Annotated in this window: 15 protein-coding genes, 1 pseudogene and 1 riboswitch; of the genes and pseudogenes, 13 read left to right on the top strand and 3 right to left on the bottom strand. The window is 71.6% G+C overall.

Annotated elements, in window-relative coordinates; all coding sequences use genetic code 11:
• From AC1DWC_RS24680 to AC1DWC_RS24630, 11 genes and pseudogenes are all read left to right on the top strand, one after another.
• A pseudogene (locus AC1DWC_RS24680) lies at positions 1-237 on the top strand (cytochrome ubiquinol oxidase subunit I); the annotation flags it as partial.
• A gap of 120 nt (positions 238-357) precedes the next feature.
• Positions 358-1578, top strand: a complete 1221-nt coding sequence (gene serB / locus AC1DWC_RS24675; RefSeq protein WP_477912285.1) for a phosphoserine phosphatase SerB — start codon at positions 358-360, stop codon at positions 1576-1578.
• Entirely contained in the window at positions 1575-2339 is a 765-nt protein-coding gene (locus tag AC1DWC_RS24670; protein WP_477912283.1) for an aminoacyl-tRNA hydrolase, read from the top strand. The genes serB and AC1DWC_RS24670 overlap by 4 nt, the downstream gene beginning before the upstream one ends.
• A 56-nt stretch (positions 2340-2395) precedes the next feature.
• Positions 2396-2506, top strand: a riboswitch (TPP riboswitch).
• Complete coding sequence (locus tag AC1DWC_RS24665) at positions 2498-3871, top strand: purine-cytosine permease family protein (protein ID WP_477912281.1); 1374 nt, start codon at positions 2498-2500, stop codon at positions 3869-3871. (Overlaps the previous riboswitch by 9 nt.)
• The gene (locus tag AC1DWC_RS24660; RefSeq protein WP_477912279.1) at positions 3868-4473 is read left to right on the top strand and encodes a TenA family protein; all 606 of its coding nucleotides are present in this window, start codon (positions 3868-3870) and stop codon (positions 4471-4473) included. Before AC1DWC_RS24665 ends, AC1DWC_RS24660 begins: the two co-directional genes overlap by 4 nt.
• A complete protein-coding gene (locus tag AC1DWC_RS24655; protein ID WP_477912277.1) occupies positions 4470-5081 on the top strand; it encodes a thiaminase II/PqqC family protein in 612 nt (203 codons plus the stop codon). The genes AC1DWC_RS24660 and AC1DWC_RS24655 overlap by 4 nt, the downstream gene beginning before the upstream one ends.
• Positions 5082-5146: 65 nt before the next feature.
• Complete coding sequence (locus AC1DWC_RS24650; protein ID WP_072845094.1) at positions 5147-5977, top strand: ABC transporter ATP-binding protein; 831 nt, start codon at positions 5147-5149, stop codon at positions 5975-5977.
• A gap of 22 nt (positions 5978-5999) precedes the next feature.
• On the top strand, positions 6000-6809 hold the full coding sequence (locus AC1DWC_RS24645; RefSeq protein ID WP_477912275.1) for an NUDIX hydrolase: 810 nt from the start codon (positions 6000-6002) through the stop codon (positions 6807-6809).
• Between the two features lie 10 nt (positions 6810-6819).
• On the top strand, positions 6820-7599 hold the full coding sequence (locus tag AC1DWC_RS24640; protein WP_072845097.1) for an enoyl-CoA hydratase/isomerase family protein: 780 nt from the start codon (positions 6820-6822) through the stop codon (positions 7597-7599).
• 63 nt (positions 7600-7662) lie between these two features.
• A complete protein-coding gene (locus tag AC1DWC_RS24635; protein ID WP_072845098.1) occupies positions 7663-8679 on the top strand; it encodes a class I SAM-dependent methyltransferase in 1017 nt (338 codons plus the stop codon).
• 15 nt (positions 8680-8694) lie between these two features.
• Positions 8695-9858, top strand: coding sequence for a THUMP-like domain-containing protein (locus tag AC1DWC_RS24630; RefSeq protein ID WP_477912272.1), 1164 nt, complete (start codon positions 8695-8697; stop codon positions 9856-9858).
• An 84-nt stretch (positions 9859-9942) separates the two neighbouring features.
• On the opposite strand, the gene AC1DWC_RS24625 is transcribed toward AC1DWC_RS24630, so the two are convergent.
• A complete protein-coding gene (locus AC1DWC_RS24625) occupies positions 9943-11250 on the bottom strand; it encodes an outer membrane protein assembly factor BamB family protein (RefSeq protein ID WP_477912270.1) in 1308 nt (435 codons plus the stop codon).
• Between the two features lie 292 nt (positions 11251-11542).
• Between AC1DWC_RS24625 and AC1DWC_RS24620 the strand changes: the two genes are divergently transcribed.
• Both AC1DWC_RS24620 and AC1DWC_RS24615 read left to right on the top strand, forming a co-directional pair.
• Complete coding sequence (locus AC1DWC_RS24620; RefSeq protein ID WP_139191207.1) at positions 11543-11761, top strand: hypothetical protein; 219 nt, start codon at positions 11543-11545, stop codon at positions 11759-11761.
• Positions 11762-11837: 76 nt separating this feature from the next.
• Positions 11838-12635 (top strand): acyltransferase, encoded by a 798-nt coding sequence (locus AC1DWC_RS24615; RefSeq protein WP_477912268.1) that lies wholly within the window; start codon positions 11838-11840, stop codon positions 12633-12635.
• A gap of 46 nt (positions 12636-12681) precedes the next feature.
• Here the strand turns inward: AC1DWC_RS24615 and AC1DWC_RS24610 are convergent, their stop codons facing one another.
• Positions 12682-13926: a glycosyltransferase family 4 protein gene (locus tag AC1DWC_RS24610; RefSeq protein ID WP_477912266.1), complete on the bottom strand. Its 1245-nt coding sequence runs from the start codon at positions 13924-13926 to the stop codon at positions 12682-12684.
• Entirely contained in the window at positions 13923-15452 is a 1530-nt protein-coding gene (locus tag AC1DWC_RS24605; protein ID WP_477912287.1) for a 1,4-alpha-glucan branching protein domain-containing protein, read from the bottom strand. Before AC1DWC_RS24605 ends, AC1DWC_RS24610 begins: the two co-directional genes overlap by 4 nt.
• Positions 15453-15467 lie beyond the last annotated feature (15 nt).

The raw sequence follows: 15467 nt of genomic DNA, 5'->3' as shown, positions 1-15467 counted from the left end.
CGGTACGGCGAGGTCGTCACGGTCGACGACCCGTGGGGCTACGGCAACTCGCTCGAGTGGGCCACCAGCTGCCCGCCGCCGCGGCACAACTTCACCGAGCTGCCCCGGATCCGCAGCGAGCGCCCGGCCTTCGAGCTGCACTACCCGCACATGGTCGAGCGGATGCGCGCGGAAGCGCACGTCGGCGTCGGCCACGGTGGCAAGCAGGCCACCGCGGTGCTCGAGGACGCGCACTAAGTCACGACGAACCAACACAAGGCCCCGCCCGAGCTTCGGGCGGGGCCTTGTGTTTGGGAAACACGCCGGTTGGCACAATGGCTTGAAGACCCCGCGGCTGCGGGATGGAGGGAGTTCTCGGTGGCTTCAGACACCACGGTCCTGGTCACGGTGACGGGACCCGACCGCCCGGGCGTCACCTCGGTTCTGCTCGCGGCGCTCTCGCGCCACGACGTGAGCCTGCTCGACGTCGAACAGGTGGTCATCAGGGGGAGGCTGACCCTCGGGGTGCTCGTGTCCTGCCCCAACGACCCCGAGGCGCTGCAGGAGGCGGTCGAGGACTCGATGTCGACCGTCGGCATGCACGCGGACGTCGAGATCGGCGCCGACCCGGTGGCCCGGCCCGCGCCGTCCACCCATGCCGTGGTCGTCCTCGGCAGCCCCGTCACCGCGCGTGCCTTCAGCGTGCTGGCCCGGGAACTGGCCCGCCAGGGCGCGAACATCGACTCGATCCGCGGCATCGCGGACTACCCGGTCACCGGACTGGAACTGATGGTCAGCGCGGCCGACGCCGCCGCCGAGACGGACGCCGCCCTGCGCACCGGGCTGGCGGAGATCGCCGCCTCGCAGACCGTGGACATCGCGGTCGAGCGGGCCGGACTGGCCCGTCGCGCCAAGCGGCTCATCGTCTTCGACGTGGACTCGACGCTGGTGCAGGGCGAGGTCATCGAGATGCTGGCCGCCCGCGCCGGCAAGGAGGACGAGGTCCGGGCCGTCACCGAGGCCGCCATGCGCGGCGAGATCGACTTCTCGGAGTCGCTGCACCAGCGGGTCGCGGTGCTCGCCGGCCTGGACGAGTCCGTGATCGAGGAGGTCGGGCAGGCGCTCGAGCTGACGCCGGGCGCGCGCACCACCATCCGCACCCTGCGCCGCCTCGGGTTCCACTGCGGCGTCGTCTCCGGCGGCTTCCGCCAGGTCATCGAGGGTCTCGCGCACGACCTGGAGCTGGACTTCGTCGAGGCCAACACCCTCGAGGTCGTCGACGGCAAGCTCACCGGCCGCGTCATCGGCGCGGTCGTGGACCGCGCGGCCAAGGCCGTGGCACTGCGCAATTTCGCGGCGCAGGCCGGGGTCCCGATGGAGCAGACCGTCGCGGTGGGCGACGGCGCCAACGACATCGACATGCTCAACGCGGCCGGGCTGGGCGTCGCCTTCAACGCGAAGCCGGCCCTGCGCGAGGTCGCGGACACCGCGCTCTCGCATCCCTTCCTGGACGCGGTGCTGTTCATCCTCGGCGTCACCCGTGACGAGGTCGAGGCGGCCGACGCCGTGGACGGTCTGGTGCGCCGGGTTCCGCTGTGACGCAGCCGGGGCCTCTCGGGGTGCTCGACGAGGGTTTTGCGGCCCGGCACGCGGTGCTGGCAGCCGGGTACGGGCATCGGCCGGACCCGGCGGACCCGGCCCTGGTGCTGGCGATGCCGCTGGTGCTGCACCTTCCGAAGACGGACCCGCCGCCGCGTAGCGCGGTGCTCGCGGCGGCCGCCGCGGCGACCGCCGCGCTGTGCCTGGACCCGCGGGTCGGCACCGGCGAGGACGGCGAACCGGGGCCGTGGCAGCGGGACTACCTGGCCTGGACCGGCGCCCGGATCCGCAAGGTGGCCCGGCGGGCCCGGGGCGCCCAGTGGCTGGCCGCCCAGGACGTCGACGGCGTCACCGTCGAGCTCGACGGCGCCCAGGCCCGGGCCTTCGTGCCGGGTCCCGTGGGTGAACTCGACCCGCGGATCCGGAAGCTGCAGATCGGCGGGACCGACCTCGAGCACGACGCGCCGGGGGATCCGGAGCCCGACCTGCCGGTGCTGTGGCTCAACCGTTCCCTCGACATGACGGTCGGCAAGACCGCCGCGCAGGTGGGGCACGCGGCGATGCTGCTGGCCGGTGCGATGACCCTCGCGCAGGCGGCGCAGTGGGCAGGAAGCGGGTTCCGGTGCTCGGTGCGCGACGCCGACCCGGACCGCTGGGCCGCGCTGACCGCCCGGGTGGCCGCGGGGCAGGCGATCGCCGTCCGCGACGCCGGGTTCACCGAGGTGGCGCCAGGTTCGATGACGGTGATCGCGCACCCCTGATGGCGGACTCGCGATGAGCGGCTTGGACTGCCGGGCCGGTTCGGCCTAAGGTTGGCCCGTCCAAGCACGGGAGCCCAGGCATCGATGGGCTGAGAGGGAGCACGGCTGCTCCGACCGTCACACCTGATCCGGGTCATTCCGGCGTAGGGAGCAGCGCGATGTCCACGGTACATCCACGTCCTGACGAGGCGGCCGCACAGCCGTCCGGCCCCACTTCGTCCCCGGCCGGCGTCGAGCCGTCCTTCACCCTCGACGAGGCGCCCGCGCGGACCCTCGGCCTCGCCGCGCAGATCGGGCTGTGGGGCAACCTCGGGATCTCGCTACTCCTCCCGGTGGCCGCGACCTTCGCCGTGCTGCAGGGACAGTCGTTGCTCGCCACCCTGCTCGCGGTGCTGCTCGGCGCGGTGATCGGCTCGACCCTGCTCGGGCTGTGCGCGGCGGCCGGTGCGACCGTCGGCTCGCCCGCGATGGTGATGATGCGGGGCCTGCTCGGCAACCGGCTGTCCGCGCTGCCGACGGTGTTCAACCTGGTGCAGTGCGTCGGCTGGGCCACCTTCGAGGTGTTCGTCATCGCCGAGGCCGCCGCCCGCCTCACCGGCTGGCAGCGTTGGCCGTTCGTCCTGCTCGGCGGCGCCCTGGCCACCGTGATGGCGCTGCGACCGCTGAAGGTGGTCGGCATCCTCGCCCGGTACGCGGTGTGGGCGGCGCTGGCGTCGACGGTGTACCTGCTGGTGAACGTGCTGATGAAGGATCTGCCCTCGCTCACCGACGGGAGTTTCGCCGGGTTCTGGACCAGCGTGGACCTGGTGATCGCGATGCCGATCTCCTGGGTGCCGTTGGCCGCCGACTACGCGCGGCACTCCAAGTCCCCGCGGGCGGCGTTCCTCGGCGCGACCGTCGGCTACGGCGGCGCGACCGTCGCCTTCTTCAGCCTCGGTGTGCTGGCGTTCGTCGCGTTCGGGCTCGAGCCCGGCTTCGACATCATCGGCAGCCTGCTGGTGCTCCCCCTGGCCGGGGTGGCGCTGCTGATCCTGCTGATCGACGAGGTGGACGAGGCCTTCGCGAACATCTACTCGACGGCGATGAGCGCGCAGAACCTGCGGCCCAGCCTGGACCGGCGCTACCTGGTGGTCGGCGTCGGCACGGTCGCGACGCTGCTGGCGCTGACCGTCGACGCCTACAGCTACGAGCCGTTCCTGTTCCTGATCGGCGCGGTGTTCGTCCCGCTGACCGGCACCTTCCTGGTGGCCTTCTACCTGCTGCGCCGTGGCAGCTGGGACGTCTCGGCGTCCTCGCCCGCGCGCTGGGAGATGTTGCTGCCGTGGGCGGTCGGGTTCGTGGTGTACCAGCTCGTGACGCCCACCTACTTCACCGGTTTCGGTGCCGGGTGGACCCAGTGGTGGACGGACCTGCAGTCCGCACTGGGGATCCCGGCCACCGGCTGGTCCGCCTCGCTGATCTCGTTGGTCGTCGCGGCGGTGGGCACCGCCCTGATCGGGCTCATCCGTCGACGAAAGGTGGTGCCGGCGTGAGCCTCTCGGCACGTTTGCAAGAAAAGGGCCGGCCGCTGCTGGCCGCGCAGCTCGAGCACCCGACGGTGGCCGGCATCGGTGCGGGAGACCTCGATCCGGCGGTCTTCCGTGGCTGGCTCGAACAGGACTACCTGTACCTGCTGGACTACACCCGGGTGTTCGCGCGGCTGGCCTGGCAGGCCCCGGACGGGCATCTCGGCGACCTGGTGGATCTGGCCCACGCCACCTACCGCGAGGAACTCGACCTGCACCGCAGCCTGTCCGAACCCTTTGGCGCGCAGTTCGACTCGGCCGTCAAGAGCCCGCAGTGCGAGGCGTACACCGGCTTCCTGCTCGACGCGGCGGCCGACTACGGCCGGGGCCTGGCCGCGCTGCTGCCGTGCACGTGGGGCTACTCCCAGCTCGGCAAGGCCCTCGCGGCCGACCCGCCCGCCGACCCGCGGTACCGGCGCTGGGTGGACACCTACGCCGACCCCGGCTTCGCGGCGCTGGCCGACCGGTGCGCCGCGATGCTCGACGAGGCGGCCCCGGACGAGGCCGTCGCCGAGGAGGCCTTCATGACGGCGATGCGGCACGAGCTGGACTTCTGGGACGCCCGGTGACCCGAGCCGAGGCACTTCTCGCCGAGCAGGCCGCGGTGTGGCCGGCGCTGGCCGAGCACCCGTTCGTGCTGGCCACCGCCGACGGCACGCTGCCGGAGGCCGCCTTCGACCGGTGGCTGCTCGAGGACCACGCCTTCGTCGTGGAGTTCCGCCGATTCCTGGCCGGTGTGCTCACCCTCGCGCCGGACGAGGCCTCCCGCGACGTGCTGGCCGGCGGCATCGCCGCGCTGACCCCCGAGCTGACGCTGTTCCGGGAGGAACTGGCCCGGCGCGGCCTGGATCCGGCCGCGCACACCCCGAGCCTGGGGTGCGCGTCGTACACCGGGTTCATGCTGGCGAGCCTGCACGACGGCTACGAGGTGGCCTCGGCGGTGCTGTACGGGGTGGAGAAGGCGTACCTCGACGCGTGGACCACGGTGCGCGAGCGGGCCGCGGCGGCGGGCTCGCGGTATCGCGAGTTCATCGACAACTGGGCCGCGGAACCGTTCGCCGCGTACGTCGCCGACCTCGGCGCGCTGCTTGGCGGCGACCACCCGACCGAGGCGCAGCGCGTCGCGTTCGGCCGCGTCGCCGCCTTCGAGGTGCAGTTCTGGGACGCACTGGTCTGAGCGAAGACCGGTGCGGCGACACGCGTACCGGTCCTGCTGCAACCGCGCCGAGCATGTGCGAGAGGATGGGCGTCGTGTCCGAACCTGATCCCGATCTGCTGATCGACTTCGAAGACGTTCTCATCCGTCGCGGCGGCGTCACCCTGGTGGGGCCCGTCAGCTGGCAGGTGGAGCTGGACGAGCGCTGGGTCGTCCTCGGCCCCAACGGCGCCGGCAAGACTTCCCTGCTGCGGATCGCGGCCGCGGAGGTGCATCCCACCGCCGGTCGCGCCCACCTGCTCGGGGAGGTGCTCGGCAAGGTGGACGTGAGCGAGTTGCGCCCGCGGATCGGGCTGTCCTCGTCCGCGCTGGCGCACCGGGTGCCCGCCGACGAGACGGTGCTCGACCTGGTGGTCTCCGCGGGGTATGCGGTGCTCGGCCGCTGGCGTGAGCAGTACGAGGAGATGGACACCACCCGCGCGGTGGAGATGCTCGAGAGCCTCGGCGCCGAGCACCTCGCCGAGCGCACCTACGGCACCCTCTCCGAGGGCGAACGCAAGCGGGTGCTGATCGCGCGCGCCCTGATGACCGACCCGGAACTGCTGCTGCTCGACGAGCCGGCCGCGGGCCTGGACCTCGGTGGCCGAGAGGAACTCGTGGCCAGGCTGTCCGTGCTCGCCGCCGACCCGGACGCCCCCGCCACCGTGCTGATCACCCACCACGTCGAGGAGATCCCGCCCGGATTCACGCACGCGCTGCTGCTCAACGAGGGGCAGGTCGTCGCGCAGGGGCTGATCGACGACGTGATCACCGCGGAGAACCTGACCAGCGCGTTCAGCCAGTCGATCGTCCTGGAGAAGGTCGACGGCCGCTTCTTCGCGCGGCGCAGCAGGGTGCCCGGTCAGCACCGTCGCTGACCGCGGAGCGTAGGTTCCGGGAATGGCTGCAATCGACGATCTGCCCGAAGTCCCGACGAAGGACGCCTCCACCGTGATCCTGGTGCGGGACTCCGCATCCGGGCCGGAGGTGTTCCTCCTGCGCCGTGTGATCGGCATGGCCTTCGCCGGCGGCATGACCGTGTTCCCGGGCGGCGGTGTGGACCCGCAGGACGCCGACGCGGACGTCGCTTGGAGCGGGCCGCCGGTGTCCTGGTGGGCGGAGCGGTTCGGCGTGGACGAGGGCCGGGCGAAGGCCCTGGTCTGTGCCGCGGTCCGGGAGACCTTCGAGGAGTGCGGTGTGCTGCTCGCCGGTCCGACCGCGGACACCGTCGTCGCGGACACCTCGGGCTACGCGGACGCCCGCAGGCAGTTGGAGGCGCGTGAGCTCTCCTTCAGCGAGTTCCTGGCCCGCGAGAACCTGGTGCTGCGCGCGGATCTGCTTCGGCCCTGGTCGAATTGGATCACCCCGGTGGGGGAGACCCGCCGTTACGACACCCGCTTCTTCGTGGCCGCGGCGCCCGCCGGGCAGGTCGCGGACGGCGAGACCTCCGAGGCCGAGGCGGTGTCGTGGCAGACGCCGGCCGAGGCCATCGCGGAATGGTCGGAGGGCCACACCATGCTGCTGCCCCCGACCTGGTCGCAGCTCTGCTCGATCGCCGAGTTCGACACCGTGGCCGGGGTACTGGCCGCCGAGCCCGAGATCCCGGTGATCCTGCCCAAGCTGTACGAAGAGGACGGTGAACTGCGGGTTCGTTTCCCCAACCAGGAGCCCTACTACGCCGCCGGGGCGCACCCATGGGGCAAACGGTAGCCTTCGCGGCATGGCTGAGTTTGTGACTCTCGAGGTTTCTGACGGCATCGGCACCATCCGGCTGGCCCGTCCACCGATGAACGCGTTGAACCGTCAGTTGCAGGAGGAGCTCCGGGCCGCGGCCCGCGAGGCCACCGTCAACTCGGAGGTCAAGGCCGTCATCGTCTACGGCGGCGAGAAGGTCTTCGCGGCGGGTGCCGACATCAAGGAGATGGCGGAGATGTCCTTCGCCGAGATGGCGCCGATCGCAGGCGAACTGCAGTCGGCGCTCGGCTCGATCGCGGAGATCCCCAAGCCCACAGTCGCGGCGATCACCGGCTACGCGCTCGGTGGCGGACTCGAGATCGTCCTCGGCGCGGACCGTCGTATCGCCGGCGACAACGCGAAGCTCGGCGTTCCGGAGGTGCTGCTCGGGGTGATCCCCGGCGGCGGTGGCACGCAACGCCTGGCGCGCCTGATCGGCCCGAGCAAGGCCAAGGACATGGTGTTCACGGGCCGCTTCGTCGGTGCCGAGGAGGCCCTCGCGATCGGCCTGATCGACGAGATGGTCGCCCCCGACGAGGTGTACAACGCGGCCCGCGCCTGGGCGTCGAAGTTCGTCGGCGGTGCCAGCCGTGCACTGGCCGCCGCGAAGGCGTCCATCGACCAGGGTCTGGACACGGACCTGAACACGGGTCTGAAGATCGAGGCGCAGCAGTTCGCAGCCCTTTTCGCCACCCAGGACCGGACCATCGGCATGGCTTCCTTTGTGGAGAACGGCCCGGGCAAGGCGCAGTTCACGGGGGAGTAGTAGCGCATTCCGGCGCGAAAAACTAGAACTTGTTCATCTCTTACCAGCGAGTAGGATCGCCCCATGACTGCAAGCCCCACTGACGACACATCCGTCGCCGCGACCGCCCCCGGAGATGTGGTGGACCCCGCGCCGCGTCCGCACGCCACCGCCGAAGAGGTCGAGGCGGCTCGTAAGGACACGAAGCTCGCCCAGGTGCTGTACCACGACTGGGAAGCGGAGACCTACGACGACAAGTGGTCGATCTCGTACGACGAGCGCTGCATCGACTACGCCAAGGGCCGGTTCGACGCCGTCGCCGGGGACCTGCCGCTGCCGTACGAGCGGGCGCTCGAACTGGGCTGCGGCACAGGCTTCTTCCTGCTCAACCTGATGCAGGGCGGGGTCGCCAAGACCGGCTCCGTCACCGACCTCTCGCCCGGCATGGTCAAGGTCGCGCTGCGCAACGCCGAGCACCTCGGCCTGGAGGTCGACGGTCGCGTCGCCGACGCCGAGCGGATCCCGTACGACGACAACACCTTCGACCTCGTCGTCGGGCACGCAGTGCTGCACCACATCCCGGACGTCGAGCAGTCGCTGCGCGAGGTGCTGCGGGTGCTCAAGCCGGGCGGCCGTTTCGTCTTCGCCGGCGAGCCCTCCACGGTCGGCAACTTCTACGCCCGCTGGCTCGGCCGCGCCACCTGGGAGGCCACCACCACGGTCACCAAGCTGCCGTTCCTGGCCGACTGGCGTCGTCCGCAGGAGGAGCTCGACGAGTCCTCCCGCGCCGCGGCGCTCGAGGCCGTCGTCGACATCCACACCTTCGACCCCACCGACCTCGAGAACATGGCGAAGTCGGCCGGCGGCACCGAGGTGCGGGCCATCACCGAGGAGTTCGCCGCCGCGCTGCTCGGCTGGCCGGTCCGGACCTTCGAGGCGGCGGTTCCGCCGGAGAAGCTCGGCTGGGGCTGGGCCAAGTTCGCGTTCGGCGGGTTCAAGACGCTGAGCTGGGTCGACGAGAAGGTGCTCAAGCACATCGTCCCGCGCAACTTCTTCTACAACGTGATGATCACCGGTGTGAAGCCGGAAGCGAAGAAGTAGGAGCGAAGATTCTCTGTGGGCTATGACTTCACCACGGAGGACGTCCGGTACCTGAGGTCATCCGACGGTGCCGCCGCCCTCGCGGAGGTCGATCGGCTCGAACTGTCCACGCGCACGCACCTGGCCGACATCGGTCGGGTGCGTACGCGTTTCGGTGACCGCTCCGGTGCGCTCGTGGAGACCGTGCTGTTGCGCCGCCGGGCGGTGGGCAAGCTCGACGAGCCCGCGCACTGGTTGCTGACCGACGACGCCCTGCAGCAGGCCACCCCGACGGTGGTCGCCCGCCGTCGGGCCCGCCGCGTCGCGGGCCGGGCCGTGCACGACGTGACCTGTTCGGTCGGCGCCGAGTTGTCGGCGCTGGTCGGTGTCGCGAGCGACGTCCTCGGCAGCGACCTCGACCCGGTGCGCCTGGCGATGGCCGCGCGCAACGTGCCCGCCGCGACCGTGCTGCGGGCCGACGCCCTGGTCCCGGTCAGCCGTGACACCGTCGTGCTGGCGGACCCGGCGCGGCGGGCGGGCGGCAAGCGGCGGCACGACCCGTCCGCGCTGCAACCGCCGCTGCCGGACCTGCTCGAGGCGTACCGCGGTCGCGACCTGTCGGTCAAGTGCGCGCCCGGCCTCGACTACGACGCCCTGGACTGGGACGGCGAGGTGGAGGTCGTCTCGCTCGCCGGCGGGGTGCGCGAGGCCTGCCTGTGGTCGCCGGGCCTGGCGGAACCGGGGGTGCGACGCCGGGCCACCGTGCTGGCGGCCGACGGCACGGGCTGGGAGATCACCGACGCCGAACCGGACGACATTCCGGAGCGCGAGCCCGGGGAGTGGATCGTGGACCCGGACGGCGCGGTGGTGCGGGCCGGCCTGGTGCGGCACTACGGTGCCCGGCACGGGCTGTGGCAGCTCGACCCGCGGATCGCCTACCTGACCGGGGACGCGGTGCCCGCCGGCATGCGCGGCTTCCGGATCATCGAACAGCTCAAGTACACGGAGAAGGCGCTGCGTCAGGAGCTGGCCCGGCTCGACTGCGGCGTGGTGGAGATCCTGGTGCGCGGTGTCGACGTGGACCCGGCGGTGTTGCGGCCCCGGCTCAAGCTGCGTGGATCCGCGTCGCTGTCGGTGGTGCTGACCCGGATCGGCCGCACGCCGGTCGGCTTCGTCTGTGCGGCGGGCGCCCGCGCCTGAGCGCCGCCCGTTCCCGCGCCGAGTGTGCACCTGCCGGTGCGTCGCCCGAGAGCGCCCGTCGGCAGGTGCACGCCCGGCGGGGCGTCAGCGCAGGACGAACAGCTCGCCGATCACGGTGGTGGTGAGCACCTCGCCGTCGGGCCCGATCGCGGTGCCCGTGGTGGGACCGCTGCCGCCGGGCAGGGTGTCCTGGTCGAGCGTCTCGCCGGTCCCGGTGTCGAAGGTCAGCAGCGCCGTGGGGGCCGACGCGTCGGGACCCTCCCGCACCTCGGTGTAGCCGACGGCGCCGCCGGCCTGCGCGGACGCGCCGACCGGGGCGACGTCCCCACGTTCCCACGCCACCTCCGCGTGGTCGCCCTCGTCCCGCAGCGCCAACAGGTGCCCGCCCTCGCCGGGAGCCGGGATGATCAGCCCGTCCGCCGACACCGACGGGGTGCCCGCGGCGGGGTAGCCGAGCGACTGGTTCCAGCGGACCTGCCCGGTGGCGGCGTCGAGCGCCCAGAGCGTGCCCTGGTTGTCCCCGGCGTAGACCGTCGTGCCGTCGGCGGAGAGGCTGGGGCTCGACGAGGTGCCGCCGTCGAGGACGTCCGCGGACCACAGTCCGGTGAGGGCGCCGTCGGCGTACCGCATCGCGACCACGGAGGCCCGGTCGTGGTCGGGCAGGCGCAGCGTGAGGTAGAAGTTGCCGCTGGCGAGGTCGATCGCGGGACCGGCCGGCACCGGGCACTCGGGGGCGCCGAAGGCGCACTGGTCCAGGCCGAGGTCGGCCGGCGGCAGCAACAGGTTCTGCCCCTCGGCCGCGGTCGGTGCCGGGATCAGCTGGTGCGAGGGGACGACCTCGCGGCCGTTCTGCGGGTTCAGCACGGTCACCACGCCGAACTGGGTGACGAACAGGAGGTTGCCGTCGCCGGTGAACTGAGCCGACAGCGGGGTCCCGCTGACGATCGTGCGCCAGCGCAGCTGGCCGTTCTCGGTGAACGAGTTCATCGCGCCGTCCTCGCCGACGTACACGTTGGTGGCGGCGTCGACGACCGGGGTGGACGCGGCGACGGCGGGCGCGAGTCGGTTGCACCAGCGCTTGCGGCCGCTGTCCATCTCGAACGAGTAGAGGTTGCACCCGTTCTCGGCGTGGGTGGTGACGAAGATCTGCCCGCTCGCGGCGACGGTGGGGCCGCTGGTGGTCGGCGAGAGGAGCGGCCGCGACCAGGTGAACGAGGGGGACTGGGGGCCGGTCACCGTTGAGGTGTTGCTGTTGCGGGCGTCGGCGTGCGCGCCGGGCCAACCGCCGGCGGCGAAGATGTCCTGGACCTGTGGCTCGCCTCCGCACGCGGCGAGGGTCAGCGCCGCGACCGCCGTCAGGGAGACCGTCGTCGAACGTAGGACACGCCGCATTCTTCACTCCTCGTGTGGATTTCGCTCGTTGCAGACTATCGGTCCCGCCGCTGCGGAGGAGACACCCGCCCCCCGAATTCGTGGACATTTCAAGCAATTCGGAACCCCGGAATTTCGAATTGACCCGGCACGAAGATTTCTCTCGACCCTGTAATTGATTCGTGATTGAATTACTGTGAGCTTCGAGTTCCTGGTTCGTGTTCGTAGTTAGCCAGTCAAACTTTCGATTCCGATCGAATTTGTGTTCAATGGCTGAATGGGACGGGGTCGGATGAGCATCGCGGACAGACCAATGCAATCGCTGCCTGCTGTCGAGACCGACGTCGACCACCTGCTCGGCTGTCGTGGTGCGGGCGTTGTCGTCGTCATCGCCCTCATCTTCGGGGTGGCCCTGCTCGTCGGCGCGATGACGGCGTCGCTCGGGGCCGGAATCCTCGTCGGGCTCGCCGGCGCCGGCGCCTCGGTGGTGCTGTGCCGGGCCTGTCGCTTCGGTGACGGCGAGATCCGGTGACGCCGGGTAGGTGAACCCGGTGGGGTGACCCGGGTAGTGGCGGAGCTCACCACGGCTAGCCGTAGGCTGTCGATCCATGACCAGCATGTGGGGCGCACCGTTGCGCACGAGGTGGCGAGGATCCAGGCGGACCGACAGCGACCAGGCACAGTTCCTGACCCGTGACTCGCTGCGCTGGGTGCTCGCGAACAAGGCATACACACCCTGGTACCTGGTTCGTTACTACCGCCTGGCCAAGTTCAAGCTGGCCAATCCGCACGTGGTGCTGCGGGGCATGGTGTTCCTCGGCAAGAACGTGGAGATCCACTCGACGCCCGGGCTCTCCCGCCTCGAGATCGGCAAGTGGGTGCACATCGGCGACGGCAACGCGATCCGGTGCCACGAGGGTTCGCTGCGGATCGGCGACAAGGTCGTCTTCGGCAAGGACAACGTGGTCAACACCTACCTCGACATCGAGATCGGGGCCTCCACCCTGGTCGCCGACTGGTGCTACATCTGCGACTTCGACCACCGGATGGACGACGTCAACGTGCCGATCAAGGACCAGGGCATCGTCAAGGGTCCGGTCCGGATCGGCCCCGACACCTGGGTCGCCGCCAAGGTCACCGTGCTGCGCAACACCGCGATCGGCCGGGGCTGCGTGCTCGGCGCCCACGCGGTCGTCAAGGGCGAGGTGCCGGACTACAGCATCGCCGTCGGCGCCCCGTCCAAGGTCGTGAAGAACCGCAAGGAGGCGTGGGAGGCCGGCGCCGCCGACCGTGCGAAGTACGTCGCGGCCCTCGAGGACATCGCCCGCAAGAAGGCGGCCGCCGAGACCCGCGCGGCCGAGCTCGACGCCGCCGGCGCACCGGCCGACGGTTCGGCCGGGGCGTAGGTACCGCGCACCCGACCGAACCGCACCAGGACACCCCCGGCGCCCGCTACCGATCCGGCAGCGGGCGCTGTGGAATGTCGGGGCGGGCGAGCGGGTACCGCACCCGGCGTTTGGCGCTGAGGTACACCTGTGCGGTGTCCTGAGCCACCTGCTGCCAGTCGAAGTCGGAGGTGAGCCGGTCCCGGGCCGCCTTGGCGCGGGTCTGCGCCGCCGCCGGGTCGTCGAGCACCTCCCGGACCGCGGACGTCAGGCCCTCCACGTCGGCGGGCTGGAACGACATCCCGGTGACGCCGTCCACCACGGCCTCGCCCAGACCGCCGGCCCGCGAGGCCACCAGTGGGGCGCCGGCCGCGGCCGCCTCGAGCGCGATGATGCCGAACGGCTCGTAGCGGCTCGGCAGCACGATCGCGTCGGTGCCGTGCAGCCAGCCGAGCAGTTCGGTGTGGTCGAGGCTGCCGAGGAAGGTGACCGACCGGACCACCCGGTGCTGGCGGGCCAGGTCCTGCAGCCATCCGTACTGGGTGCCCTCGCCGGCGATGGCCAGCGTGGTGCCGGGATGGCTGCGCCGGATCCGGGGGAGCGCGGCGATGATGTCCTGCACGCCCTTCTCGTACTCGAGCCGGCCGACGTAGAGCAGCCGCGGCGGGCCCGAACGCGGCGCGCGGTCACGGTAGTTCCAGGTGGTCACGTCGATTCCGTTGCGGATCACCGTGATCGGCGCCAGCTGCGGGCCGTAGAGCTCGGTGACCTCGTCCTCCATCGACGCCGAGCAGGTGATGATCGCGTCGGACTCGTTGGCCAGCCACCACTCGACGGAGTGCACCTGCCGGTTGATGGTGCCGGAGATCCAGCCGCTGTGCCGGCCGGCCTCGGTGGCGTGCAGCGTCGAGACGAGGGGCACGTCGAAGAACTCGGCCAGCGCGATGGCCGGGTGCGCGACCAGCCAGTCGTGCGCGTGCACGACGTCGGGGTACCAGCCCTCGCCGAGTCCCGGCTTGGCCAGCCCGACGCCGGCCCGCACCATCGCGTGCCCCATCGCCAGGGTCCAGGCCAGCATGTCCTCGCCGAACACGAAGTGCGGCGGGTCCTCGGCCACCGCGACCACCAGCACGCCCTCGGAGATGTGCGTGATGGTCGGGTGGGTGGCGGCGTCCGTCCCGGTGGGCCGGCGCGAGAGCACCACCACCTCGTGGCCCGCCTGGACCATCTCGGTGGCCAGGTGGTGCACGTGCCGGCCGAGACCGCCGACCACCACCGGTGGGTACTCCCACGACACCATCAGAACCTTCATGCCTGGCCTCCGGTCCATTCGTCGGGCAGCCGCCGTGCATCGAGCCCGGGGAACAACCCGTCGGCGCCGTTCCAGCCGTCGGCCAGTCGCTGCGCCCGCTCCCGGTGCCCCGACGCGACCGCCTCGGCGATCTCGCGGGTGGCGTGCGCGTGCTTGTGGGCGCGCTCGCGTGCGTAGCCGGCCGCGGAGTCCTTGCTCACCATGAACGCCCAGTCGCTCTGCACGGTCATGATCGCCTCGCGCAGGATCTGGTCGTTGACGCGGTCGCGCAGTTCGGGACGTCCCGGGGCGCGCTCGCCGGCCCTGGCCTTGTCCACGGTGTCGAGGGCGGTCTGGACCACCTCGTCGTTGAGCCGCACCAGGTCCTGGACCTGGTCGCCGGCCCACACCCGCCAGTCCTTGCCGCTGCCCCAGGAGGAGTCGGCCAGGTCGACCGGCTCCCCGACGTACCCCTTCTCGCGCGCCTGACGCAGGGTGCCGACGTCGACGCCGGCCTCCGGCAGGGCGCGCAACACCTTCTCCAGCCACTGCGGACCCTCGAACCACCAGTGCCCGAACAGTTCGGTGTCGAAGGCGGCCACCACCAGGGACGGTCGCCCGGTGCGGTCGTTCTCCTCGCGGATCCGGGCCTTGACGGTGGCGACGAAGTCCTCGACGTGCTGGTCGATCGCGGCGGCCGCGAGCTCCGGGTCGTACGGGGCCTTGTCCTTGGAGTCGACGGTCCGCCCGGTGACGCGGGACGGCTTGAGCCCGGTGTCGTGGTCGTAGGTGTGGAAGTCGCGGTAGGCGCCGTGCCCGGGATAGCCGGACTTCGGCGACCACACCCGGTAGCTGACCTGCAGGTCCCGGCCGAACGCGACGACGTCCGAGTCGCGGACCGGCCGGCCCAGCGAGGTGTCGCCGCGCAGCGCCGGCCCGTCCACCATGAAGTGCCGGACGCCGGCGTCGGCGTACTCGAGTTCCATGCCGGGGCTGTACCCGCACTCCGGTGCCCAGATGCCGGACGGCTTTGTGCCCCAGCGCATCTGCGCGTCGGCCAGGCCCTCGCCGAGCTGGAAGCGGCGCAGACGGGGGTGCAGCAGCGGCTGGAACGGGTGCGCGAGCGGGCCGCCGAGCAGCTCGATGGCGTCCGCGTCGACGAGTTCGCGCAGCACCGGCGATCCGCCGTGTGCCCAGCGCTCCTCGAAGTCGGTGAGCGCCGCGGCCGAGAGTCGGTGCTCACGGGCGCCGAGGTCGCGGCGCGGCTGGTCGTCCATGCCGGCGGCCTCGTGGGCGCGCAGCTGCCAGTTGCCCAGCCAGTGGTGCATGCCGGCGAGGCAGTGCGGGTCGTCGAGCTGCGCGGCGAGCACCGGGGTGATGCCGAGCGTGAGCAGGTCGGTACGCCCCTCCGCGGCGAGGGTGCGCAGCACGCGGGTCACCGGCAGGTAGGTCGCCGCCCACGACTGGTAGAGCCATTCCTCGCCCACGGGCCACCGGCCGTGGTTGGCGAGCCAGGGCAGGTGGGAGTGCAGGACCAGGCAGAACATCCCCCGGTCCGTGCC

Source organism: Rhodococcus sp. P4_C10 (assembly GCF_056402135.1).
Note: the sequence above shows the minus strand (reverse complement) of the source record. Positions and strands in the feature narration are given on the sequence as shown.